Raw genomic sequence first — 26010 nt, forward strand, 5'->3', positions numbered from 1 at the left:
CCTGTTGAATTATAAAGTATTTACTTTCTTGCCTTTTCCGCGATTTCGAGGAGCCGCGTGGACGTTCGTAAGGTCACGGAATCCCTTCTTCTTGCCGGAATAAAACGGAAATTGGCGGAATGGGGGGTGGTTTTGGAAGTCTCCGTTTCCGTGGAGATACCCCGACAGGAGGAACACGGGGATTTCTCGACGAACGCCGCCATGCAACTGGCCCGGCCCCTTGGGAAAAAGCCGCGGGAAGTTGCGGGAGAACTGACGGAGGCGATCCGCCGGGAAGACGACAGGGGCTGGATCGCCTCGCTCTCGGTCGCCGGCCCGGGATTCATTAATATCGTGCTGTCCAACGATGCTTGGAGGGAGGTCGTTGCGATTTCCCTCCGCAAGGGGGACCGGTTCGGTTCTTCCGACCAGGGAAAAGGGCAGAAGGTGCTGATCGAATTCGTGTCGGCCAATCCAACCGGCCCTCTCCACGTCGGGCATGGCAGGGGAGCAGCGGTTGGGGATGCGCTCGCGCGGATCCTGTCCTTCGAAGGGTACGAAGTCGCCACCGAGTATTACGTGAACGACGTCGGCAACCAGATGGACAACCTGGGCCTGTCGCTCTACTCGAGATATCTCCAGGAGTGCGGTGTGGACGCGCAGCTCCCGGAGGACGGGTATCGCGGGGATTACCTGGTCGAGCTTGCGCGCGAATTCCACGGGGAGGTGGGCGACCGCTACAAGGCGACCCCCCCTACGCTGGCGCTGCCCGTGTTTCGCAAGGTTGCTTGCGAACGGATCCTCAACGGCATCCGGAAGGACCTGGAAGACTTCCGGGTGCGCTTCGATCGATGGTTCCGCGAGGAAACCCTCCACCGGGCCGGCGAGGTGATGGGCGCCATCGAGAAACTGCGGAGCCGGGGGCTCCTCTACGAGTCCGAGGGAGCCGTTTTTTTCAAGAGCGAGGCACACGGAGACGAGAAGGACCGCGTTCTCGTCCGGGCGGACGGGAGGACGACCTATTTTGCCGCCGATATTGCGTACCACCGGCACAAGTTTCTGAAGGGATACGCGCGCGTGATCGACCTCTGGGGGGCGGATCACCACGGGTACGCACCGAGGCTGATGGCGGCGATGCGGGGACTGGGCGAGGACGAACTGCGCCTGGAGATCCTGCTGGTCCAGTTCGTGACCCTTCTCCGGGAGGGGAAAGCCATCCAGATGTCGACCCGTTCCGGCGAATTCACGACGCTCCGGGAAGTGCTGGACGAAGTGGGACCGGACGCGGCGAGGTTTTTCTATCTCCTGCGGAGTTTTCACTCGCACCTGGATTTCGATCTGACCCTCGCCAAGACGCAGTCCAGCGAAAACCCCGTATACTACATCCAGTATGTCCATGCCAGGATCTGCAGCATCTTCCGGGAAGCGGCAGCACGGCAAACCCCGTTGTCCGACCACCCCTCCCTTTCCTCCCTCACGCTGCCGGATGAACTCGCCCTGATGAAAAAGGTGGCGCGCTTCCCGGACGTCGTGTCGGAGGCGGCGCACCTGCGGGAGCCCCACCGGATCCCCTTCTACCTGCTCGAACTGTCGAGGGAGTTCCACGCGTTCTACCAGAACCACCGGTTTCTGGGGGAGACGCCGGAACGGACCCAGGGGCGGCTGGCGCTGGCGAAGGCGGTGAAGACCGTCGTCGGCATCGGTCTCTCACTCATCGGAGTTTCCGCACCGGAGCGGATGTGAAAAGCCTGTACAATAAAAAAGGGCAACGGCGGGGGGAGGGGGAAAGAAACCCGTTCGCCTTTTTCGCGATCGGCGCAATCGTCGTCCTTGCCGCGGTGTTCGTCATCGGGCTCCAGGTCGGGAGAGTCATCGAGAAGAGCTCTGCCGCCCCCGATGCCCAAGGGGGGAAGAACGCACCCTCCCCGGGGAGCCAGGGAGCGCCCCCCGTGGTCGCAAGCGACATCCGGAAGGACCTCGGCGCCTATTCGGAGGAAGCAGTCAAGGTTCCCATTGTCCCGCCGCCGGACGCAAAGAGCACCGTGAACGAGGTCGAGAAGAAGCTCACGTTCCAGGAAACGCTGGCGAAAAAGGAACCCACGCCGGTTCCTCTCGTACGGGCGGCGCAGAAGGACAATACCGCCTCACCGGGAGGCGAGGCGGCGAGTGCCTCCGGCGCCAGGAAATACGTCGTGCAGGCAGGAGCTTTCCGGGAGAAGAGGACGGCGGAAGCGTACCGGAAGCGGCTGGACAAGGCGGGGTATGCCGTCCGGGTGGTCCAGGCGGCGAGGAAAAACGGGGAGAAGTATTACCGCGTGCTGGTGGGGCCGTTCCCCGACATCGAGGCGGCGAAAAAAGCGGTGCGGAGGCTCAAGGACGAGATGAAGATCGACGCCTACATGATCCAGGGGTGAAGAGGGATGAGGATCTGTCCGACGAAAGAGGAGTTTCAATCCCACGCAAGGACGTTCTCCGTCATCCCCGTCTGGCAGGAGTTTCACGCCGATCTCGACACTCCGGTCTCCGCCTATCTGAAGATCTCGGCGAGGTTCCCGGACGACCACTTCCTCCTGGAGAGCGTCGAAGGCGGCGAGAAGTGGGCGAGGTACTCCTTCATCGGGTTTGATCCTTACCTTCGGGTTCGCGCGGACGGGAACAGGGTGGCGATCCGGAAGGGGGAGGTCGAGAGCGTTCGGGCGCTGGACGGGGATCCCCTGAAGGAATTGGCGGGGATCCTCTCCGGGATCCGGTACCAGCAGGCGACAGGTCTGCCGAGGCTTTCGGGAGGAGCGGTGGGCTTCATTGGCTATGACTACGTCCGGCACATCGAGAAGATCCCCGACACCCACCCCGCCGAAGGGGCGCCTGACGCGCTTTTCCTCTTCCCTTCCCGGCTGGTCATCTTCGACAACGTGAAGCACACGATCCTCATCGTCGCGCACGGCGAAGTGACGGAAACGGGGAGAGAGGAGGAAGCCTACGAACGCTGCTGCCTCTCCATCGAGGAGGTGCGCCGCATCCTGCAGGGGCCGCTCCCCTGGTCGGAGATCCCCCGCGGGCGCGATACGGGGAACCCCGTCTTCGACGTCCCACGCGATGCGTTCCTCTCGTGCGTTCGGAAGGCGAAGGAGTATATCCGGGACGGGGAGATCATCCAGGTCGTGCTCTCCAACCGGGCGCGCATGCGGACGGACCGCTCACCCTCGGAGGTCTATCGGGTGCTCCGCGCGCTGAATCCGTCGCCCTACATGTACCTGCTGAAGACAGGGGATTTGTCCATCGTCGGCTCCTCGCCGGAAATCCTCGTCCGCCTGGAAGGGGACCTGGTCCAGCTGCGGCCGATCGCGGGGACCCGCCCCCGGGGGGCCACGCCCGAGGAAGACCGGCGCCTGGAAACGGATCTTTTGTCCGACCCCAAGGAGATCGCCGAGCACGTGATGCTCGTAGACCTGGGCCGCAACGACGTCGGGCGCGTGGCGGAATGGGGAACGGTGAAGGTGGACGAGATGATGGCGGTGGAGAGGTATTCCCATGTAATGCACATCGTCTCGAACGTGGTCGGCCGGTTACGAAAGGGACTTTCCGCCTTCGACGTCCTCCGCGCCGCCTTCCCCGCCGGGACGGTGACCGGCGCCCCCAAAGTGCGGGCCATGGAAATCATCGAGGAGCTGGAGCCGTTCCGAAGGGGTATCTATGCGGGCGCGGTGGGGTATTTCGACCTCCAGGGGAGCATGGACTTCTGCATCACGATTCGCACCATCGTGATGTGGGGCGGCGAGGCCGTGATCCAGGCCGGCGCCGGGATCGTCGCCGATTCGGACCCGGAAAAGGAGTGGGAGGAGATCCGGAGCAAGGCGCGGGTCCTCTTCCGCGCGATCGGGGTCGACGAGGAGGGGAGGGGACGCGCGTGATCGCCGTCATCGACAATTACGATTCGTTCACCTACAACCTCGTGCAGTACCTGTGCGAGCTGGGAGCGGAGGTCAACGTTTTCCGCAACGACGCGATTTCCGTCCCGGACCTTGCCGCGAGGAACCCCGCCGGGATCGTCATTTCCCCCGGCCCGGGAGGCCCGGACGACGCAGGAATCTCTCTCGACGCGATCCGCGCTTTCTCGGACCGCGTTCCCATCCTCGGGGTCTGCCTCGGCCACCAGTGCATCGGGCAGGCCTTCGGGGGGAAGGTCGTCCATGCACAGGCGCTCATGCACGGCAAGACCTCCCGGATCCATCACAACGGGAAGGGGATCTTCTCCCTGCTCGAAAACCCGTTGACCGCGACGCGTTACCACTCGCTCGCGCTGGAGAGGGCTTCGCTGCCGCCCGAACTGGAGGTCAGCGCGGAGTCCTCGGACGGCGAGGTCATGGGAGTGCGCCACGTTTCGCGCCCGATCTTCGGGGTCCAGTTCCACCCCGAGTCGATCCTCACGCAGTACGGCATGCGGATCCTCGAGAATTTCCTCTCCCTCATCGACCCGCAGCAGCCGGTTCTCCGGTGCTTCCGCAACATCCGAGAGGCGATCTCGGAGACGGCGGCGGGAAAGGATCTCTCCTCCGACGGCATGCGCGACGCCATGCGGATGATCATGGAAGGGGAGGCGACACCCTCGCAGATCGCCTCCTTCCTCTCGGTACTCTCGATGAAGGGGGAAACGACCACGGAGATCGCAGCGGCCACCGACGTCATGCGGCAGAAGGCGATTCGCATCCACTCCCCTCCGGGGGAAGATGTCCTGGACACCTGCGGGACCGGCGGGGACCGCGCCGGGACCTTCAACATTTCCACGACGGTGGCGTTCGTCGCCGCGGGGGCCGGGATACGCGTGGCCAAGCACGGCAACCGGTCCGTGACCAGCAGGGCGGGGAGCGCCGACGTCCTGGAGGCCCTGGGAATGGACCTCTCCGCGTCCGTGCCCGACGTGCAGAAGGCGCTCGACGAGGCCGGGATCACCTTCATGTTCGCACCGAAATTCCACGCCGCCATGAAATACGCCATCGGACCGCGCCGCGAGATCGGAATCCGGACGATTTTCAACATCCTGGGACCTTTGAGCAACCCCGCCGGGGTGAACTGCCAGATGGTGGGGGTGTTCAGCGAGGAACTGGGGGAGACGTACGCACGCGTCCTGGCGGAGTTGGGACACCGGCGTGCATTTGTCGTCCACGGGACCGACGGGATGGACGAGGTCACCCTGTCCGCCCCCACGATCGTATGGGATGTCCGGAAGGGAGTCGTGAAGCGGTATTTATTCGACCCGAGGTCGGTCGGATTCGAATACGCCTCCCTCCAGGACTTGAAGGGGGGAGACGCGGCCACGAACGCAGGAATCCTCAAAGGGATCCTTTCGGGAGCGAAGGGGCCTGGACGCCAGGCGACTCTTCTCAACGCGGCGTTTGCCATCGTCGCCGGCGGGAAAGCCGAGGACGTCCGGGAAGGCATCGAGAAATCGGCCCTGTCGATCGACTCGGGGGCGGCGATGTCCCGGCTGAATGCGTTTCTCGATATCCTCGGGACCAAAGCGGCGTAGCGCGTGACTAGGATTTCCTTTCTGGAAAGAATCCTCAAGGGTGTCCGGGAGGAGCTGGAAGGGAGGAAAGCCGCCGCCCCGTTTGCCGACGTGGCGGAGCGCGCCCGGCGGAACGTCCGGAGACGCGACCTCCGTGAGAGGTTGAAGGATGCCCCGGGAATCATCGCGGAGATCAAGCGTGCCTCACCATCGAAGGGGTGGATCCGGAAGGACCTCGACGCGGCTGAGACGGCGCGGGCGTACGCGCGCGGAGGGGCGTGCGCCGTTTCCGTCCTGACGGAGGGCCGTTTCTTCAGGGGGTCGCTCGCGGACCTGTCGTCGGCGAGCGACGCATGCGGAACCGTCCCGGCGCTCCGGAAAGACTTCCTTCTCGACGAATACATGATCGCGGAATCCCGGGCACACGGGGCCGACCTCGTCCTGCTGATCGTGGCCGTCCTCGGGAAAGAGACCGAAAGAATGATCCGGGCTGCGGCCAAGTACGGCATGGAGGCCCTCGTCGAGGTGCACAACGAGAAGGAAATGGCGCTGGCGGCAGGCGCAGGCGCCACGATCATCGGGATCAATAACCGGGACCTTTCGACCCTGCGTGTCGATCTGGATACTTCAAGACGCCTGCTTCCCCTGGCGCCGAGGAACACCGTGAAGGTGGTGGAGAGCGGGATCTCCTCTCCCTCCGATGTGCGACGGTTTCATGCGCTGGGCGCGGACGCGTTACTGATCGGGGAAACGCTGGTCCGGTCCGGTGACCCGGGGGAAGCGGTGCAGACGATCAAGGGAATAACCAGCCGCCACTCGGCCTGAAAAGGAGCGGTTCGATGGAAACGAAGATCCTCCCCAACCTTCTGGCACCGGAATCGGCGCACGCCATCCACAGCGAGGCGCTCGGGCGCCTTCCGAAGGTGGAGGCGTAGGATTTCCCCATGTTCCGGATCAAGATCTGCGGCATCACCTCGGAAGAGGACGCGGCGATGGCGGCTTCCTTCGGGGCCGACGCCATCGGGATCAATTTCTACAAAGGGTCCCGCCGCCATGTTCCGATGTCCGAAGCGGCGCCGATGGTCGCCGCGGTGCGGGGAAAGGCCATTCCCGTGGGTGTGTTCGTGAACGAGCTCCCGGAGGTCATCGAGGAGGTGTGCCGGACGTTACGGATCGAGGTCGTCCAGCTCTCCGGACACGAGCCTCCCGCTGTCGCGCAGCGTCTGTCGTTTCAGCGGATCAAGGCGGTCCATGTGCGGGATGGCTCGGAGCTGGCCGCATACGGGAGCTACCCCTGCGAGGCCTTCCTGCTGGATGCGGCAGTGAAGGGCGAATTCGGAGGCACGGGGAAGGCTCTTGATTGGGGAAAGATCGGGGGGATCCACCCCGGGAAGCCATGGATCCTTGCGGGGGGTCTCACTGCCGGGAATGTCGCCGCCGCGATCCGCGCCTCCCGTCCCGATGCCGTCGACGTCGCCAGCGGGGTGGAAACCATCCCCGGGAAAAAGGACCCGATGAAGGTAAAGTATTTCATTAAGAACGCAACGGAAGAGTTTGATATTGCGGGAAAACATAAAATATAAATATCCGGATAGCCTCGGGCACTTCGGCCCGTTCGGCGGCCGTTATGTCGCGGAAACGCTCATGACGGCGCTTATCGAGCTGGAGGCGGCCTACCGGAAGGCCGCACGGGACCGCCGGTTCGCCGCGGAGCTTGCCGGCCTGCTGCGGGATTACGCGGGGCGTCCGACGCCGCTTTACTACGCAAAGCGCCTGACGGAAAAAGCGAAGGGCGCAAGGATCTTCCTCAAGCGCGAGGACCTCGCGCACACCGGCGCCCACAAGATCAACAACACCCTCGGGCAGGGGCTTCTCGCCCTGCGCATGGGGAAACTGCGGATCATCGCCGAGACGGGGGCGGGGCAGCATGGGGTCGCGACCGCCACCGTCTGCGCGAAGATGGGCGTCGCCTGCGCGGTGTACATGGGCACGGAGGACATCCGTCGCCAGGAGCTGAACGTGTTCCGGATGCGCCTTCTGGGCGCGGAGGTGATTCCGGTCGAATCCGGGAGCAGGACGCTCAAGGACGCGATGAACGAGGCGCTCCGGGACTGGGTGACCAACGTCCGGACGACCCACTATCTCATCGGATCGACGGCCGGGCCGCACCCGTACCCGATGATGGTCCGCGACTTCCAGACCGTGATCGGCAAGGAGGCGAAGCGGCAGTTCCGTAGGGCCGCAGGCGGACTTCCTTCCGCCGTGGTCGCGTGCGTCGGCGGGGGGAGCAACGCCATGGGCATCTTCACCCCCTTCATTTCCGATAAAAACGTCCGCCTGGTGGGCGTCGAGGCGGCAGGCCTCGGCCTGTCCTCCGGCCGGCACGGCGCGACCCTTTGCCGGGGACAGGTCGGCGTTCTCCACGGCAGCAAGTCCTTCGTGATCCAGGACGAGGACGGCCAGATCCGGGAGGCGCACTCCATCTCCGCGGGGCTCGATTACCCGGGCGTGGGCCCCGAGCACGCTTTCCTGAAAACCACGGGAAGGGCCGAATACGTCGCCGTGACGGACGATCAGGCGCTGGAAGGATTCGATCTCCTTTCGCGTTACGAGGGGATCTTGCCCGCCCTGGAATCCTCCCACGCAGTCGCTTTCGGGTTCCGTCTTGCACGCCGAATGCGGCGGTCCCAGACGATCGTCATCAACCTCTCGGGGAGGGGAGACAAGGACATCGGGATCATCGCCGGGCGATCGGGGGGGAAACGTGTCGCGAATTGACGGGACCTTCGCCTCCCTCAAGGAGCGCGGAGAAAAGGGACTGGTCGTCTACCTGACGGCGGGGGACCCGGACGGGCGCAACTCCCTTTCCTACTTCCGCGCCGCCGCCGACGGGGGAGCGGACCTCATCGAGGTGGGGATCCCCTTTTCCGACCCGATGGCCGACGGACCCACGATCCAGGCCGCCGCCCGGCGCGCCCTGAACGCGGGGATGACCACGGCGCGCGCCCTTTCCCTGATTTCCGGGTTCCGCGGGACGCACCCCACGCCGGTGGTCATCTTCGGGTATTACAACCCGTTCTTCCGGTACGGCGCCAGGCGGTTCTGCCGGGACGCGCGCGCCGCTGGAGCGGACGGGATCCTCGTCGTCGACCTGCCGACCGAGGAATCCCAGGAAATGCTGCCGGAGATCCGGCGGGCGGGTCTGGACTGGGTTCCTCTGGTTTCCCCGACGAGCGGCCCCGACCGGATCCGCCGGGCGGTCGCATTAGGTTCCGGATTCCTGTACCTTATATCTTTGACCGGCATCACGGGGGCGCGGAAGGCGCTTCCGCCGGGAATCTCCGCGTGGGCAAGAGCGGTGAAGGAGCAGACCTCCCTTCCCATTGCGGTGGGATTCGGCATCTCCACGCCCGGGATGGCAAGGGCGGCGGCGCGAACCGCCGACGCCGCGGTTGTCGGAAGTGCCTGCGTCAAGGTCGTGGAGACGCGCGGCGCGTCACGGACCGGGCCGGACGCTCTGCGGCGGTTCGTGCGATCCCTCAAAAACGAATTGAGGTGACCAAAGATGCCCATCCGGCTGTTCCGCAGAAAGGAAGAAGGGGAAAAGAAGACCAAGATCCCGGAAGGGATGTGGATCAAGTGCAACGCCTGCCTCGAGATCATCTACAAACCCGAGGTCGAGCGGAACCTGAATGTCTGCCCGAAGTGCAACTACCATTTCCGCATCCCGGCGATGGAGCGGATCCGTGCGGTGACCGACGAAGGGACCTTCCAGGAATTCGGCGAGGACCTCGAATCCGTCGACATGCTTTCCTTTACCGATACCAAGAAGTACACGGACCGGCTCAAGGAGGCCAAGAAGAAGACGGGAAGGAAGGAAGCGGTCATCACCGGAGCGGCGAAAATCAACGGGATCGACATCGTCCTCGCCGTCCTCGACTTCGAGTTCCTCGGAGGGTCCATGGGATGCGTGGTGGGGGAGAAGGTCGCCGTCGCCGCGGAGGCCGCGAAGGAACTTTCCCGCCCCCTCATCATTTTCAGCGCGTCCGGCGGGGCGAGGATGCAGGAGGGGACGCTCTCCCTCATGCAGATGGCCAAGACCAGCGCCGCCCTGGCCAAGCTCTCCGACGCCCGCATTCCGTTCCTCAGCGTCCTGACGGACCCGACCACCGGGGGAGTCGCGGCGAGCTTCGCCATGCTGGGGGACATCATCATCTCGGAACCGGGGGCCCTCATCGGGTTCGCCGGGCCGCGGGTCATCGAGCAGACGATCAAGCAGAAACTGCCGGAGGGGTTCCAGCGTGCCGAGTTCCTTCTCGAGCACGGGATGATCGACATCATCGTGGAGCGGACACGGCTCAAGCCCACGCTCACCCAGGTTCTCCGGTTCCTGACGGCGCCTCCCGGGAAATGACGGGAAGGATAGGTCCCGGGCGGCCGGAAGCGATCCAGCCGGGTCTCGAGCGGATTCTCGCGGCGTTCGAGAGGTCGGGGCATCCCGAACGCGCCTTCCGGATTCTTCACATCGCAGGCACGAACGGGAAGGGTTCGACGGCCTCTTTCCTCGAGGCGATCCTCCGGCGGCTGCCTGCGGGACCGGTTGGGCTGTATACTTCCCCCCATCTCCTTTCCCCCGAGGAGAGGATCCGCATCGACGGCGAGAACATCCCCGCCGAATCGCTGCACCATGCGCTCCGGAGGGCATCGGTGCTGTCGCGCGAGGTGGCGGAAGCCTGCGGCGGCATGCTTTCCTATTTCGAGGAGATGACCTGGGCGGCGTGCGACTGGTTCCGGAGGAGAAAGGCGCCCCTGGTGGTCATGGAAGCGGGGCTTGGGGGCCGTTGGGACGCAACGAATGCCTGCGTGCCGGAGATTTCCGTCATCACGACCGTGGGAATCGACCACAGGGAGTGGCTCGGGAAAACGATCCGGGAAATCACCGCCGAGAAGACGGGGATCTTTCGACCCGGGGTCCCGGTCCTCTTGGGCCGGCTGGCGTCCGCCGCGCGCGGTGTCGCCGTCCGAAAGGCGGAGGAGATAGGAGCACCGGTCTGGGAATTGGGGCGTCATTTCCGTTGGGAAGATTGCGGCAATAGGCGCATCCGCATCCATCTGCCCGGGCTCACGATCCCCGAAAATCGTCCAGGAATGGACGGCGATTTTCAACGCGACAACGCGGCGCTTGCCTGCGCCGCTGCTTGGCGATGGGCTTCGAATAGAGGGATGTCGGTGGAAGACTTCCGGCACGCGGCGAGAGAGGGGATCGCCTGCGCCCGCTGGCCCGGACGGTTCTCCCCGTTGCCGGGGAGAAAAAACCGTAGAGTATGGACGGACGGAGCGCACAACCCCCAGGCCGCCCGGGCCCTGGCGCGCGAACTGGTGAAGATGAAGTCGAGCGGAAAGTTCACCGGGATCATCGCGCTCTGGAGCATGCTCGGGGACAAGGATCTGTCCGGGTTCCTGCGGGAGCTATCCGGAGTCGTGGATGGATGGGTCGTTTATCCCATGGAACACGAACGTGCGGCTGCGCTGGGGGAACTTGCCGCCGCCTGCAGGAAAAGGAAGTTCCAGGCGCGGCAAGGATCCGGTTTCCGGGAGGGGTGGGAGATCGCCCGGCAGTGGGCTGGCCCCGGTGGGATGGTGATCGTTTGCGGTTCTCTGGCCGCGGTGGGGGAGGCGTTCCGGGCCCGCGTCGGGGGATTACCGTGAACATCGGTTCGGTACGCGCGGCTGCAATCCTCCTTCTTTTCCTTCCATTCGCAGTTCCCGCGTCCGCGGCGACCGCCATCCCCGGAGGGATGCTTACCAAAGCGCGCACCGGCTCCGAAGTCCTGCTCGGCGGGCCCGTGACCCTGAACGCGGACTCGCTTGCATACGACGACAATACGGGGGTCGCCTACGCCGAGGGAAACGTCGAGATCGGATTCGGCAACCGGAGCATCCGTGCGGACCGCATCCGATACGATTCCCGAAGCGGCGAGGCGGAGCTGATCGGGCGGGTTCATTACAAGGACGCCGGAGACGAGTTCTCCTTCGACCGTATCGTCCTGAACATCGATACCGAGCTCGGGGTCCTGTACAACGGAACCATACTCCTTAGCAACAACAATTATCAGATCTCCAGCGAAAGGTTCGAGAAGACCGGGGGAAGAACCTTCCGGATTCAGAAAGGGACCCTCACGACCTGCCCCTGCGACCCGGAGCCCGACTGGAAGTTCGAAGTGAGGCGATCGCAGGTCACCATGGACGGCTACGCCGTCGGAAAGGACGTGACGTTCAAGGTCCGCGGAGTCCCCGTCCTCTGGCTGCCGTGGGCGGCGTTTCCCGTAAAGCTTAGCCGACAGAGCGGTTTCCTGATGCCGAGCTTTTCCAGCAGCGGGACGAAGGGAACCTCCTTCCAGCTGCCGTACTACTGGGCGATCAACCGGTGGAGCGACGCGACCCTCACGATCGAGGACATGAGCCGGCGGGGTTTTCGGCCGGAAGTCGAGTACCGGTATATCCTGAATCCCACCTCGGAGGGCAAGGCGTACGCATCGTTCTTTCATGACAAGAAGGCGGATCACGACCGGTACCGGCTCAACGGGATCAGTACGTACCGGGACGGAGGAAGCTTCACCTCGAACGTCAAGTGGGACCTGGCTTCCGACGACCTGTATTACGTCAACCTGGTCGATGACGACATCCTGAGGACGGGAAGGCACGTTCCTTCCAGGGGGTTCCTCGCTTACGGATCCGAGCAGAGCGTGGCGGCGATGTCCGCGGTCTATGTCAACGACGTGCAGGGAACACCCGACGACAACACGGTTCAGCGACTGCCCGAATTTTCATTGACCTTCCTTCCCCGGACGTTTGGCAAGACGGCGATCGAAGCCAGTGGGGAGATGAGCGCGACCTACTTCTATCGACGTGTCGGGGATCGCGAGCTGCGAGGAAGGGGGTACGCGGAAATCTCGCGAACCTATACCTTATACCCATCGGTCACGTTCACTCCCTACCTTTCCGTCGACATGCTGGGCTCGTACCCCGCATCGAGCGAAACCGGCGCCGAGAAGGAAGGGAGGGTTCTTCCCGGCGGTGGGGGAAAGCTGGAAGCCGATTTCCGAAGGAATTTCGAGGGGGTCGCCGGGACCCGGCTGATCCACGCGGTTCAAACGACCACCTCGTTCCACTGGATCCCGGCGGTTGACCAGAAAGCCATCCCCCTCACGGACGAATGGTCCCGCGTCGGCGAACAGCAGCAGTTCACTTTTTCCGTGACCCAGAGGCTCCTGCGGGTCGACAATGTAACGGGACCACATGAGATTGCTTTCCTCTCGGTGGAGTGGGCGCTGGACGTGGGAGAGAGAAAACCCACGGGGTCTCCTTATATCGACCCCTTGGCGCCCTTCGTCAGGTCGCTGCGGGACCAGATCGACCTCGCTGCGGGACGGTCGACGGGCCGGCAAGCGGCCTCCGACATCTATACCCGGTTCCAGGTGCGGCCCGCCCCGAAATGGATCGTCTCTGGAGAGACGTTGTTCGACGCGGGTCCGGGAAAATTCACCACCGCGGCGATCGGAGGGGAGTGGAAGCAGACGGAGGAAAGCCGGGCACTCCTCGAATACCGGAAATCGCGAGATCTTGCCGAGGATGTCAACGGCCTCTTTGCGGTGCGGCTGCACAGGGTTCTAGGATTGAAGACCAACGTGAATTATTCTATGAAGAATAAGGAGTTGACCGAAGGCAAGGCCACGCTCACCCTTTACCCGCGCAGCGATTGCTGGAGCGTCGGGCTGGAAGCCGGCCGCAAGACGAGGCCCGACGAAAGCAGCTACAAGCTCCTCTTCTCTCTGAAGGGGATCGGGACGATCGGGAACTAGGAAAGTTGAAGCGAAGGATGCTCATCACCGGCGCGAACGGCCTGCTGGGGAGGGAATTGTTCGACCTCTTCCACAAGGAGCACGAGGTGCGCCCAACCGACGAAAGGGAGTGCGACGTCACGAGTCCCATGGAGTGCAGAAGGGCCGTCGGGGGGTTCCGCCCCCATGTCGTCCTGCATTGCGCAGCGTACACGGCGGTCGACAGGGCGGAAAGCGAGGAGGCGAGGGCCCTTGCCGTGAACCGCGACGGCACCCGGAACGTGGCCCGCGAGTGCCGCGAGCACGGCGCCTTCCTGGTGACCTTCGGAACCGATTATGTTTTCGACGGGAACTCCTCCCGCCCGTACGCGGAGGACGATGTCGCGCGCCCCCTGTCCGCCTACGGAAGGAGCAAGTGGGCGGCTGAAGAGGCGTTGAGGACGGAGATGCCGGAACACCTGCTCATCCGTTCGCAGTGGCTGTACGGCCCGCACGGCGGGAATTTCGTCTTCGCCATCCTGGACAAGGCGAGACGAGGGGAGCCGCTCCGCGTCGTCTCCGACCAGAAAGGGTGCCCGACCTTTGCGCGCGACCTGGCGGCGGCCACGAAGCGGTTGCTGGACGCCGGCGCACGGGGGACCTTTCACTTCTCGAACGAAGGAGAGACCACGTGGTATGAATTTGCCGCGTTCCTTCTTGCGCATGCCTGCCCGGAGCCGGTTTCCATTACCCCCGTCCCTGCCGCGGAGCTGCTGTACCCCGCACCTCGCCCGGCCTATTCCGTTCTCAATAAGGAGAAATATCGCACCGTCACGGGAGACACCCCGAGGCGCTGGGAGGATGCCGTGACGGAATTCCTGAAAAATACCTACGAAGGGGGGATCGCCGGGTAATGCGCATCCTGATCACAGGGGGAGCAGGGTTCATCGGATCCCATGTCGCTGACGCTTGTGTCGCACGCGGACACGAAGTGATGGTGATCGACAACCTCTCCTCGGGGAAAAAGGAATATGCCCCCGCCTCCGCCCGGTTCGTCCTCTGCGACGTGACCTCGGACACCGCCGTGGAGGCGGTACGGACCTTCCGCCCCGAGATCATCAACCACCACGCGGCGCAGATCAACGTGCGGGCTTCCGTTGCGGACCCGCAGTTCGACGCCCAGGTCAACATCCTCGGCTCGATCCGCCTCCTGGAGGCGGCGAGGCAGCATGGCGTCCGGAAATTTCTCTTCGCCTCTTCGGGGGGCGCCGGATACGGAGAACAGGAACAGTTTCCCGCAGAGGAGAGCCATCCGATCCGTCCCGTCAGCCCTTACGGCGCTGCCAAGATGTCCGTGGAGCTGTACCTGAACTATTACCGCGTCCAGTACGGTCTCGAGTACACCGCGCTTCGCTACTCCAACGTGTACGGCCCGCGACAGGATCCCCACGGGGAGGCCGGCGTCGTCGCCATCTTCGCCGAGCGGCTGCTGCGGGGGCAGATGGCCGTCGTGAACGGCGACGGGGAGCAGACGCGGGATTTCGTCTACGTCGGCGACGTGGTCCGAGCGAACCTGGCGGCCCTGGAACGCGGTGACGGGCTCTCCGTGAACATCGGGACCGGCGTCGAGACGAACGTCAACACGGTCTTCCGCATCCTCCGGGATCTTGCGGGCAGCCGGCAGGAGGAGGTCCACGGCACGGCCATGCCGGGGGAGCAGCGGCGCTCCTGTCTGGAAAACAGGATGGCGGCCTACGAACTGGGATGGTATCCTGAAGTGTCGTTGGAGGAAGGACTCGCCTCTACGCTGGATTTCTTCCGCGAAAAAATCCGAAACACCGGCACGTGGTAAGCATGCGCATCGAGCACATCCGCAATTTTTCCGTCATCGCCCACATCGACCACGGGAAATCCACCTTGGCCGACCGCCTGATGGAGGCTACGGGCACGCTCTCCGAGCGCGAGAGGGTGGACCAGTTCCTGGACAAGATGGACATTGAGCGGGAGCGCGGGATCACCATCAAGGCCCAGACCGTCCGCATGCGATACGTCACACGGGACGGGAGGGAATACGTCCTGAACCTGATCGACACGCCGGGTCACGTCGATTTCTCCTACGAAGTTTCCCGAAGCCTGTGCGCCTGCGAGGGGGCGATCCTGGTCGTGGACGCCTCGCAGGGGGTGGAGGCCCAGACGCTTGCCAACGTCTACATGGCGTTGGAGCAGAACCTGGAGATCCTCCTGGTCCTGAACAAGATCGACCTTCCGAACGCCGAGCCGGACCGGGTGAAGCGGGAGATCGAGGACGTGATCGGGCTGGACACGAAGGACATCATCGCCGCAAGCGCCAAAAAGGGAGTGGGCATCGAGGAGATCCTGGAGCGCGTGGTCCTGCGGATCCCTCCTCCCACGGGCGACCCGGACGCCCCTTCCAAGGGGCTCATCGTCGACTCGTGGTTCGACAACTATCAGGGGGTGATCGTCCTCGTCCGAATGTTCGACGGGATCCTGCGGACGGCGCAAAAGATCATTCTCATGTCCACGGGGAACGTCTTCGAGGTCCAGAAGGTCGGGGTCTTCTGCCCTCACCCGAAGGAGGTCGAGTCCCTCGGGCCCGGCGAGGTGGGATTCGTCATCGCCAACATCAAGGACCTCAAGGAGACCAAGGTCGGCGACACGATCACCGACGCGCGGAAACGCGCCGCGGTCCCCCTGCCGGGATTCAAGGTCGTGAGGCCGATGGTCTTTGCCGGCGTCTATCCCGTGGTCTCCGACGAATACGGCCAGCTGCGGACCGCCATTGAAAAGCTTCGGCTGAACGACGCCTCGTTCACCGCCGAGCCGGAAACCTCCGTGGCGCTGGGGTTCGGTTTCCGGTGCGGGTTCCTTGGGCTGCTCCACATGGAAATCATCCAGGAGCGGCTCGAGCGCGAGTACGGGGTCGAGCTCATCACCACCGCCCCTACCGTCGGGTACCGGGCCGTGAAGAAGGATGGGTCGGTGGAAGAGGTGGACAGTCCTGCGAGGCTGCCCGAGCCGCTGGATCTCGACTACATCGAGGAGCCGCTCATCCTGGCGACCCTCCATCTGCCGTCGGAGTTCCTGGGAGCGATTATCAAGCTGTGCGAAGAGCGCCGGGGCGTGCAGCGCCAGATGAAGTTCGCTTCCTCCAGCCGGGTCATCCTCGAGTACGAGCTCCCTCTCAACGAGATCGTCCTCGATTTCTACGACAGGCTCAAGACCGCCTCCCGGGGCTACGCCTCCATGGACTACGAGTTCCTCGTGTTCCGGCGGGCCGACCTTGTCCGCCTCGATATCCTCCTGAACGGGGAGAAGGTGGACGCCCTCTCCCTGATCGTTCACCGGGAGAATGCCTACCCGAAGGGAAGGGACGTGACCGAGCGGCTCCGGAGGCTGATTCCGCGCCAGATGTTCGAGGTGGTCATCCAGGCCGCGATCGGGTCGAAGGTGATCGCGCGGGAATCCATCAAGGCGATCCGGAAGAACGTGATCTCGAAATGCTACGGCGGCGACATCACCCGGAAGAGAAAGCTCCTCGAGAAGCAGAAGGAAGGGAAGAAACGGATGAAACAGGTGGGTACGGTGGAGATCCCGCAAGAGGCCTTCCTTTCCATCCTCAAGGTCAGGGAATAAGATGGAAACCAGGAGTCGAAAACATCCATGAAACCAACGCACCACCCGGAAGGCAGTGCGGACCGGAAAGGGAAGGTTCGCGAGTACATCGAGGCGTTCACCGTCGCCTTGTTGATCGCGCTCATCGTGCGCACACTGGTGATCCAGGCGTTCAAGATCCCCTCCAGTTCCATGGAGGACACGCTGCTGATCGGGGACCACATCTTCGTGAACAAGTTTCTCTACGGCTACCACATCCCGTTCACGAAGGGGCGAGTCCTACGGTTCCGCGCCCCCCGGCGGGGGGACATCCTCGTTTTCGTTTTCCCCGAGGACAAGAGCAAGGATTTCATCAAGCGGGCCATCGGGGTGCCGGGAGACACGGTAGAGGTCCGGGAGAAACGGGTGTTCGTCAACGGGCAGCTCTTGGAGGAAAACTACGTACGGTTTGCCGACGGGGACACGATCGACGGATTCATCCGGGCGAGGGACAACCTTCCGCCCGTCAAAGTGCCGTCGGGCAAGCTGTTCGTCATGGGGGACAACCGCGATCGGTCCTATGACTCGCGGTTCTGGGGGTTCGTCGACATGGATGCGGTGATCGGGAAGGCGATGTTCATCTACTTTTCCGTCGACTGGAACCGCGACGTCCGCTGGACCGAGGTCTGGCGCTACCCCGAGATCGTGCGGTGGGGCCGCATCGGACACCTGCTGCACTGAGGCCCTCGAAACCTGTTGACGGGGAGGCGGGACCGGGGTTATATTCGGATAGGCCTTTTAAGCTAATCCCGTGAGGTTAGCAAAGGATGTACAATCGTTGACGACCACGCCGCCTCCCCTCTCTTGCGGGGAGGTTTTTTTTTGCCCATAAAAACCCGATTACGGCCAAATTCGGAGGGACCATCGCGATGAAAAAAGCAAGCAAGAAGGTCATCCTGGACGCCAAGGGAATGGAGCGGGTCCTCTCCCGCCTGACCCACGAGATCCTGGAGAAAAACAAGGGAGCCGAGGATCTCGTTCTGGTCGGCATCATGTCCGGCGGTGTGCCGCTGTCGAAGTTCATCCGGGAGAAAGTCCGGGCCATCGAGGGGCTGGAGGTTCCTGCCGGCTACGTGGACATCACGCTCTACCGGGACGACCTGTCGCGCGCAGGATACCAACCGCGGCTGAAACGCACGGAAATCCCGTTTTCGATCGACGAGAAGAAAGTCGTCCTCGTGGACGACGTGCTGTTCACGGGACGTACGATACGGGCGGCGATGGACGCCCTGATCGACTTCGGCCGCCCCAAGAATATCCAGCTGGCGGTTCTGATCGATCGTGGGCACCGGGAGCTTCCCATCCGCGCGGATTATGTCGGCCGGAACGTCCCCACCTCCCGGAACGAGACCGTCGACGTAATGGTCCAGGGGAACCGGGAGGACTGGAAGGTCCTGCTCAACGAATCCGCACCGGCAAGGGGGGGGTGACGCCATGGATTGGAAACGCCGGCACGTGCTGGGCCTTGCCGATTTTCGCGTCGAGGAGATGGAATTCGTCATCGACACGGCCCGCTCGATGGAGGAGGTGCTGACCCGGGACATCAAGAAGGTCCCGGCGCTTCGCGGCAAGACCGCGGTGAACCTCTTTTTCGAGGCCAGCACGCGGACGCGGACCTCGTTCGAGATTGCGGGGAAGCGGTTGTCCGCCGACGTAATCAATTTCAGCTCGGCGACCTCGAGCGTCTCCAAGGGCGAGACGCTCCTGGACACCGCGAAAAACATCGAGGCGATGAAGCCGAACATCCTCATTATTCGCCACCCCGCTTCGGGAGCCGCTCATTTTCTGTCCCGCTTCGTCTCCTGCTCGATCATCAATGCCGGCGACGGGGCCAACGAGCATCCCTCCCAAGGGCTTCTGGACCTTTACACTATACTTAAGGCAAAAGGTAAAGTACTTGGTCTTAAAATTTCAATAATAGGAGATATATTGCACAGCAGGGTTGTGCGTTCGAATCTGCATTCGCTGGGGAGGATGGGCGCGAAACTGTGGCTCTGCGGACCGCCCACCATGGTCCCGAAAGAGATGGAGCGGACCGGGGCAAGGGTCACTTATGACATCCGGGAGGCGGTAAAGGACGCCGACGTCGTGATGATGCTGCGGATCCAACTGGAACGGCAAAAGACCGCATATTTCCCATCCCTCCGGGAATATTCGAGGATGTTCGGATTGAACCGGAGCCTGTTTTCCCTCGCAAAGGGCGATGCGGTGATCCTGCACCCCGGACCCATCAACCGGGGGGTGGAACTTTCCGACGAACTGGCCGACAGCGCGCAATCCAGGATCCTGAACCAGGTGGAGTCGGGCGTCGCCGTCCGGATGGCGCTCCTCTACCTTCTTGCGGGAGGGCACGATGCTTCTCATTAAGGGCGGACGGGTCATCGATCCGGCCGGCAAGCGCGACGAGACCGGGAGCATCGTCCTCGAGAACGGCAAGGTGAAGGACTTCATCCCGGGAGACCAGACTCCGAAGGGGTTCAAGGGAAGCGTGATCGACGCCTCGGGGAAGTGGGTGGTCCCGGGGTTGATCGACATGCACGTCCACCTGAGGGACCCGGGGTATGAGTGGAAGGAGGACATCCGCACGGGCACGAAAGCCGCGGCAGCGGGAGGGTTCTCCTCCGTTGCCTGCATGGCGAACACGAAGCCGGTCAACGACCATCCCGAGGTCACCCGGTACATCCGGGAAACGGCGGAGAGGAATGGCGCGGCCGACGTTTTCCCGGTGGCCGCCGTTACGAGGGGGATGGGAGGAAAGGAGATGTCCGACTTCGCAGAGCTTGCCGATGCGGGGGCGGTGGCGTTTTCCGACGACGGGAAGCCGGTCGAGAGCGCGCTGTTGATGCGGCGGGCGCTCGAGTACGCAAAGGCGTTCGATCTTTTGATCCTTTCTCACGCCGAAGACGCCGAGCTCTGCAGGGACGGCGCGGCGCACGAGGGGTGGATGGCCCACAAGCTGGGCATCCCGGGCATCCCCTCGGCCGCCGAGGAGGTGGCCATCGCGAGGGACATCCTCCTGGCGCGGCAGACCGGGGGAAAACTCCATATCCAGCACATCAGCACGAAGATGGGAGTGGACCTGCTCCGCATGGGCAAGAGGGCGGGGGTTGCGGTAACGGGGGAAACCGCTCCCCACTACTTCACGCTGACCGACGCTTCGCTCGAAGGGTACAACACGAACGCCAAGATGAACCCGCCGTTGCGCGGGGAAGAGGACCGGATGGCCGTCCTTTCCGGGCTCATCGACGGGACGATCGATGTCATCGCCAGCGACCACGCCCCCCACGAGGACTATGTGAAGCGATGCGAATTCATCGCAGCCGCCAACGGGATCATCGGGCTGGAGACGGCCCTCCCTCTTTCCCTCGGCCTCCTTGCGGGCGGCAAGATGACGCCGGCCCGGATCGTCGAGCTGTTGTGCTCCAATCCCGCGCGGATCCTCAAGCTCTCCGGGAAGGGATCCTTGCGGAAGGGGGCGGACGCCGACGTCACGGTCATCGATCCGGACGTGGAATGGGAATACAGGGAAGCCGACGTCCGCTCGAAATCCAGGAACAGCCCGTTCTTCGGGTGGAAGCTCCGGGGACGGGCGGTCGCCACGGTCCATGGAGGACGCGTTACCCACTCCCTTCTCGCAGAAGTTGCCGCAGATGTCTGAGAAGAAGGCGATCCTCGCCCTGGCCGACGGAACCGTCTTCCGGGGAGGAACCTTCGGGTTCGAAGGGGAGTGCGGCGGGGAAGTGGTCTTCAACACCGCGATGACCGGGTACCAGGAGGTGCTCACCGATCCCTCCTACAAGGGCCAGATCGTCACGATGACCTACCCGGAAATCGGTAACACCGGCATCAACCCGGAAGACGTCGAATCGAACCGCCCCTGGGTGGAGGGGTTCATCGTCCGGGAAGCCTGGCGGCTCCCCTCGAACTGGCGCCACGTGGAGACCCTCGACGGGTACCTGCGCCGGTACCACATCTGCGGGATCGCGGGGATCGACACCCGGGCGCTGACCCGGCTCCTGCGGGACCGCGGCTCCCAGATGGGGGTTATCTCCTCCATCGACCAGGACGAGCGGCGGCTTGTGCAAAAAGCCAGGGACCTCCCCTCGATCGTCGGGCGCGACCTCGTCAAGGAAGTCACCACGGACCGGGAGGTGCATTGGGACACGGGGGACTGGGACCTGGAAAAAGGATACCTCCCCGCTTCCGAGTACCGCAGCCGGTTCGGATGGATCCCCAGGATCGTCGCAGTCGATTACGGTATCAAGCAGAATATCCTGCGGATGTTGGTTTCCCACGGGTTCGACGTGACGGTGGTTCCCGCGACCGCGACCGCGGAGCAGATCCTTGCAAGGAAACCCGACGGGATCTTCCTCTCCAATGGCCCGGGCGATCCGGAGGGGGTTCCCTACGCGATCGAAGCGGTTCGCGGGCTCCTCGGCAAACTCCCGATGTTCGGCATCTGCCTCGGCCACCAGATCATGGGGCTGGCCCTGGGGGGTAGGACCTTCAAGCTGAAGTTCGGCCATCACGGCTGCAACCAGCCGGTGTCGGACCTTGCCACGGGCAGGGTCGAGATCACCAGCCAGAACCACAACTTTTCTGTGGATCCCGGCTCCCTTGGGACCACGGCCAGAATCACCCACGTCAATTTGAACGATCAGACGGTGGAGGGTCTCGCCGTCCCGTCGCGCCGCTGTTTCTCCGTGCAGTATCACCCCGAGGCCTCCCCCGGGCCCCACGACTCCCGGTATCTGTTCACGCGGTTCTACCGCACCCTGACGGGAGAAGAGGATCTCTGAAGCGCCGCCACTGCGGAAGGCCCACGCCGCGGGCAAGTCCGGCATAGCCGAAGGGGGGTACGGAAGAGGGAGTGCGAAGAGCATTGAAAACCCGAATTTCAGAACTCCGTGCGCGATGCGAGCAGTCGTTCGAGTCGCTCCGGAGCTGCCGGCTCTGCCCGCGGGTCTGCGGTGTCGACCGTTTGGCCGGGGAGGTCGGGTTCTGCGGTGCGGACGGCGGCGCCACGGTGGCCGCCGTCTCCGTGCACCACGGCGAGGAGCCCCCGATCTCGGGCGTCCGGGGCTCGGGCACGGTGTTCTTCAGTCACTGCAACATGACGTGCCTCTTCTGCCAGAACTATCCGATCAGCCAAATGGGCGTGGGAAAGCGGATGACAACAGGGGAACTCGGTGACCGCCTCCTGTTGCTGGAGAGGAAAGGGGTTCACAACGTCAACTTCGTGACGCCGACACCCCACGTGCCGCAGCTCATCGGCGCGATCCTGGCCGCCAGGGAAAAGGGATTCTCGCTTCCCGTCGTCTACAACACCGGCGGCTACGATTCGATGGAGGCGCTCTCCCTCCTGGATGGGGTCGTCGACATCTACCTGCCGGACATGAAGTACCGGTCGGAGGAGCTGTCGGGCCGGGCGTCCGGGGCACCCGATTACGGGATCCACAATCTCCGGGCCATCGCGGAAATGCTGCGCCAGGTCGGTCCCCTGCAAAAAGGCAGGAACGGGTTCGCAAGCCAGGGCGTGCTCATCCGGCACCTGGTCCTTCCGGAGAGGGGGGAAGAGACGGAGCGGGTACTGGCGTTTCTCCGCAGGGAATACGGAAGGCGCATCCCGATCTCCCTGATGGGGCAGTATTTCCCGGCCCACCGTGCAAAGGGCGTGGCGGGCTTCGGACGAAAACTTTCGGTGGACGAATACGGACGCGCCATCGAGGCCGCGCAGCGGCTGGACCTCACCAACGTGTTCATCCAGGAGATCTAGTGCCCAAACGGACGGACATCCGGAAGATCATGCTGATCGGCTCCGGGCCGATCATCATCGGCCAGGCCTGCGAGTTCGACTATTCCGGGACGCAGGCGTGCAAGGCCCTCAAGGAGGAAGGGTACACGGTCGTGCTCGTGAACAGCAACCCGGCGACGATCATGACCGACATGGAATTCGCCGACCGCACCTACATCGAGCCGATCACCCCCGAAATGGTCGGGAAGATCATCGCGCGCGAGCGGCCGGACGCCCTCCTGCCGACGATCGGCGGGCAGACGGGCCTGAACATCGCCGTGTCTCTCCATGAAATGGGGATCCTGCAGAAATACGGCGTCGATCTCATCGGCGCGAGCTTCGATGCGATCCAGAAGGCCGAGGATCGCGACCAGTTCCGGAGGGCGATGGAGAAGCTCGGTTTGATCGTGCCGCGCTCGGGATACGTCAAGTCGCTGGAGGAGGCGCTCAAGATCATTCCGGAAATCGGCTACCCGGCCATCCTTCGTCCTTCCTTTACCCTCGGAGGGACGGGCGCCGGCATCGCATACAACCGGGAGGAGTACGAGGACGCGATCCGCTGGGCACTGGACGCATCCCCGAAGCGCACGGTCCTGGTCGAGCAGTCCGTCATCGGCTGGAAGGAGTTCGAGCTCGAGGTGATGCGCGACCTCAAGGACAACGTGGTCATCATCTGCTCGATCGAGAACCTCGACCCGATGGGCGTTCATACCGGGGACTCCATCACCGTGGCCCCCGCGCAGACGCTGACCGACAAGGAGTACCAGTTGATGCGAAACGCTGCGCTGCGCATCATCCGGGAGATCGGCGTCGACACGGGGGGGAGCAACATCCAGTTCGCCGTCCATCCCGACACGGGAGAGATGGTGGTGATCGAGATGAACCCGCGCGTGTCCCGCTCCTCGGCCCTGGCCTCCAAGGCGACCGGGTTCCCGATCGCCAAGATCGCCGCGAAACTCGCCGTCGGCTATTCCCTCGACGAGATCCGCAACGACATCACGAGGGAGACGCCGGCCTCCTTCGAGCCGACGATCGACTACGTGGTGACGAAGATTCCGCGCTTCACCTTCGAGAAGTTTCCCCAGACGCAGGACCTCCTGGGCACGCAAATGAAGTCGGTGGGGGAGGTGATGGCGATCGGGCGGACCTTCAAGGAGTCGCTCCAGAAAGCGCTCCGATCTCTCGAGATCGGCGTGTACGGGTTCGAGGAGGTACTTCCCACCGACGCAACGAGCGCTTCCTCCCGCCGGAAGATCATCGAGGAGAAGCTTCGGAAGCCCAATTCGCAGCGGCTCCTCTACATCGGGGAAGCGATCCGGGAAGGCCGGAAGGTCGAGGAAATCTCCCGGATCACCGGGATCGACGTCTGGTTTCTCGAAAACATCCGGCAGATCATCGCAGCGGAGAGCGAACTCCGCGGCGATGCCGCAGAGCTGCGCTCCGCGGCGGGCCGGACAGACGTCCCCCCGGAGGCCGGGTCGCTGTTGGCGCGAGCCAAGTCGTTCGGATTTTCCGACCGGCGCCTGGGAAAACTCGCGGGGATCGGCGAGGACGCGGTCCGGAGGCTACGCCTGCGCGCGGGTTTGAAGCCGGCATTCAAAAGGGTCGACACCTGCGGCGCGGAGTTCGAGGCCTTCACGCCTTATCTCTATTCGTCCTATGACGCGGAGGACGAGGCGCGGCCCACCGGCAGGAAGAAGATCGTCATCCTGGGGGGCGGCCCCAACCGGATCGGCCAGGGGATCGAATTTGACTACTGCTGCGTGCACGGTTCCTTTGCGCTCCGGGAAGAGGGGTTCGAGACGATCATGGTCAACTGCAACCCCGAGACCGTCTCCACCGACTACGACACCTCCGACCGCCTCTACTTCGAGCCGCTCACCAAGGAGGACGTCCTCGCCATCATCGAGGAGGAGAAACCGGAAGGCGTCATCGTCCAGTTCGGCGGGCAGACCCCCTTAAAACTCGCGGTTCCCCTGGAAAAGGAAGGAGTGCCGATCCTGGGGACCTCCCCGGACAGCATCGACCGTGCCGAGGACCGGGAACGGTTCAAGGATCTGCTGGACCTCCTCAAGCTTCGGCAGCCCCCGAACGGGATCGCCCGCTCCATGGTGGCGGCGGTGGGGATCGCGTCGAGGATCGGCTACCCGGTGCTCCTCCGTCCGTCGTACGTCCTGGGCGGCAGGGCGATGGAGATCGTCCACGACGAAGAGGGGCTGCGGAAATACCTCACCCATGCGGTGCGAGCGTCCGAGGAACGGCCGGTCCTCATCGACAAGTTCCTGGAGGACGCCATCGAGATCGACGTCGACTCGATCGCGGACGGGGACACGGTGGTCATCGGGGGGATCATGGAGCACATCGAGGAGGCGGGGGTCCACTCGGGGGATTCCGCCTGCTCCCTGCCGCCGCACTCCATCTCCGGGGAGGCTGTTCGGGAGATCGCTCGACAGACGAAGGCGCTCGCGAAGGAGCTCCGCGTCGTGGGGCTGATGAACGTCCAGTTCGCCATCCAGAAAGGGGAGATTTACATCCTGGAGGTGAACCCCCGCGCTTCGCGCACCATCCCGTTCGTCAGCAAGGCGATCGGGGTGCCGCTGGCCAAGCTCGCGGCGAAGGTGATGGCGGGGAGGAAGCTCGAGGATCTGGGATTCACGGAAGACGTGACCCCGCTGCACATCAGCGTCAAGGAATCGGTGTTCCCCTTCATCAAGTTCCCCGACGTGGACACGATCCTGGGCCCCGAGATGAAATCGACGGGCGAGGTGATGGGGATCGACACGAATTTCGGCAAGGCGTTCGCGAAGGCACAGATTGCCGCGGGGATGATGCTCCCCCGGGCCGGCAAGGCGTTCATCAGCGTGAGGGACGAAGACAAGAACGGGGTCCTTCCGGCAGCTCGGATGCTTCACGAGGCGGGTTTCAACATCGTTGCGACGGGCGGAACGGCGGAATTTCTGACCCGTAACGCCATCCCCGCGGAAACCGTCCTCAAGATCAACGAAGGGCGTCCCCACGTCGCCGACCTGATCAAGAACGGGGAGATCGCACTGGTGATCAACACGCCGCTCGGCGCGCAGTCCAAGGCCGACTCGTTCTACATCCGGCGCACGGCACTCGTTTACAACATCCCGTACTTCACGACGCTTGCCGCTGCGCGGGCGGTGGCACACGCCATCTCTCACCTCATCCGGGAAGACCTCTCCGTCCGCAGCCTGCAAGAGTACCACGGCCGATAA

General features: G+C 63.7%; 21 protein-coding genes. All 21 read left to right on the top strand.

Going from position 1 to position 26010, the window contains the following annotated elements; genetic code table 11:
• Positions 1-57 precede the first annotated feature (57 nt).
• The 21 genes from A2Z13_00815 (at position 58) to A2Z13_00915 (ending at position 26010) form a co-directional block, all read left to right on the top strand.
• Positions 58-1722 carry an arginine--tRNA ligase gene (locus tag A2Z13_00815; GenBank protein ID OGP76380.1) on the top strand — a complete coding sequence of 555 codons (1665 nt, stop codon included), beginning with the start codon at positions 58-60 and terminating at the stop codon, positions 1720-1722.
• Positions 1719-2393, top strand: coding sequence for a hypothetical protein (locus A2Z13_00820; GenBank protein OGP76381.1), 675 nt, complete (start codon positions 1719-1721; stop codon positions 2391-2393). The genes A2Z13_00815 and A2Z13_00820 overlap by 4 nt, the downstream gene beginning before the upstream one ends.
• A 6-nt stretch (positions 2394-2399) precedes the next feature.
• The gene (locus A2Z13_00825; protein OGP76382.1) at positions 2400-3890 is read left to right on the top strand and encodes an anthranilate synthase component I; all 1491 of its coding nucleotides are present in this window, start codon (positions 2400-2402) and stop codon (positions 3888-3890) included.
• Positions 3887-5506 (top strand): anthranilate phosphoribosyltransferase, encoded by a 1620-nt coding sequence (locus tag A2Z13_00830; protein OGP76383.1) that lies wholly within the window; start codon positions 3887-3889, stop codon positions 5504-5506. Before A2Z13_00825 ends, A2Z13_00830 begins: the two co-directional genes overlap by 4 nt.
• Before the next feature lie 3 nt (positions 5507-5509).
• On the top strand, positions 5510-6310 hold the full coding sequence (locus tag A2Z13_00835) for a hypothetical protein (protein ID OGP76384.1): 801 nt from the start codon (positions 5510-5512) through the stop codon (positions 6308-6310).
• Positions 6311-6429: 119 nt separating this feature from the next.
• A complete protein-coding gene (locus tag A2Z13_00840) occupies positions 6430-7068 on the top strand; it encodes a hypothetical protein (GenBank protein OGP76385.1) in 639 nt (212 codons plus the stop codon).
• Positions 7058-8263: a tryptophan synthase subunit beta gene (locus A2Z13_00845; protein ID OGP76433.1), complete on the top strand. Its 1206-nt coding sequence runs from the start codon at positions 7058-7060 to the stop codon at positions 8261-8263. Before A2Z13_00840 ends, A2Z13_00845 begins: the two co-directional genes overlap by 11 nt.
• Positions 8250-9044 carry a tryptophan synthase subunit alpha gene (locus A2Z13_00850; GenBank protein ID OGP76386.1) on the top strand — a complete coding sequence of 265 codons (795 nt, stop codon included), beginning with the start codon at positions 8250-8252 and terminating at the stop codon, positions 9042-9044. The genes A2Z13_00845 and A2Z13_00850 overlap by 14 nt, the downstream gene beginning before the upstream one ends.
• Before the next feature lie 12 nt (positions 9045-9056).
• On the top strand, positions 9057-9899 hold the full coding sequence (locus tag A2Z13_00855; protein ID OGP76434.1) for an acetyl-CoA carboxylase subunit beta: 843 nt from the start codon (positions 9057-9059) through the stop codon (positions 9897-9899).
• On the top strand, positions 9896-11194 hold the full coding sequence (locus tag A2Z13_00860) for a hypothetical protein (protein ID OGP76387.1): 1299 nt from the start codon (positions 9896-9898) through the stop codon (positions 11192-11194). The genes A2Z13_00855 and A2Z13_00860 overlap by 4 nt, the downstream gene beginning before the upstream one ends.
• Positions 11191-13347, top strand: a complete 2157-nt coding sequence (locus A2Z13_00865) for a hypothetical protein (protein OGP76388.1) — start codon at positions 11191-11193, stop codon at positions 13345-13347. Before A2Z13_00860 ends, A2Z13_00865 begins: the two co-directional genes overlap by 4 nt.
• Before the next feature lie 17 nt (positions 13348-13364).
• Complete coding sequence (locus A2Z13_00870; protein OGP76389.1) at positions 13365-14219, top strand: dTDP-4-dehydrorhamnose reductase; 855 nt, start codon at positions 13365-13367, stop codon at positions 14217-14219.
• On the top strand, positions 14219-15157 hold the full coding sequence (locus A2Z13_00875; protein OGP76390.1) for a UDP-glucose 4-epimerase: 939 nt from the start codon (positions 14219-14221) through the stop codon (positions 15155-15157). Before A2Z13_00870 ends, A2Z13_00875 begins: the two co-directional genes overlap by 1 nt.
• Before the next feature lie 2 nt (positions 15158-15159).
• Positions 15160-16959, top strand: coding sequence for an elongation factor 4 (locus tag A2Z13_00880; GenBank protein OGP76391.1), 1800 nt, complete (start codon positions 15160-15162; stop codon positions 16957-16959).
• A 27-nt stretch (positions 16960-16986) separates the two neighbouring features.
• Positions 16987-17658 carry a signal peptidase I gene (locus A2Z13_00885; protein ID OGP76392.1) on the top strand — a complete coding sequence of 224 codons (672 nt, stop codon included), beginning with the start codon at positions 16987-16989 and terminating at the stop codon, positions 17656-17658.
• A 188-nt stretch (positions 17659-17846) separates the two neighbouring features.
• Entirely contained in the window at positions 17847-18407 is a 561-nt protein-coding gene (locus A2Z13_00890) for a bifunctional pyr operon transcriptional regulator/uracil phosphoribosyltransferase (protein OGP76393.1), read from the top strand.
• 4 nt (positions 18408-18411) lie between these two features.
• Positions 18412-19344, top strand: coding sequence for an aspartate carbamoyltransferase (locus tag A2Z13_00895; GenBank protein OGP76394.1), 933 nt, complete (start codon positions 18412-18414; stop codon positions 19342-19344).
• A complete protein-coding gene (locus tag A2Z13_00900) occupies positions 19331-20635 on the top strand; it encodes a dihydroorotase (GenBank protein ID OGP76395.1) in 1305 nt (434 codons plus the stop codon). The genes A2Z13_00895 and A2Z13_00900 overlap by 14 nt, the downstream gene beginning before the upstream one ends.
• Positions 20628-21776 carry a carbamoyl phosphate synthase small subunit gene (locus A2Z13_00905; GenBank protein OGP76435.1) on the top strand — a complete coding sequence of 383 codons (1149 nt, stop codon included), beginning with the start codon at positions 20628-20630 and terminating at the stop codon, positions 21774-21776. Before A2Z13_00900 ends, A2Z13_00905 begins: the two co-directional genes overlap by 8 nt.
• A 71-nt stretch (positions 21777-21847) precedes the next feature.
• Positions 21848-22753 (top strand): hypothetical protein, encoded by a 906-nt coding sequence (locus tag A2Z13_00910; GenBank protein OGP76396.1) that lies wholly within the window; start codon positions 21848-21850, stop codon positions 22751-22753.
• Complete coding sequence (locus A2Z13_00915; GenBank protein ID OGP76397.1) at positions 22753-26010, top strand: carbamoyl phosphate synthase large subunit; 3258 nt, start codon at positions 22753-22755, stop codon at positions 26008-26010. The genes A2Z13_00910 and A2Z13_00915 overlap by 1 nt, the downstream gene beginning before the upstream one ends.

The organism is Deltaproteobacteria bacterium RBG_16_64_85 (assembly GCA_001798885.1).
Taxonomy (GTDB): Bacteria; Desulfobacterota; Deferrimicrobia; order Deferrimicrobiales; family Deferrimicrobiaceae; genus FEB-35.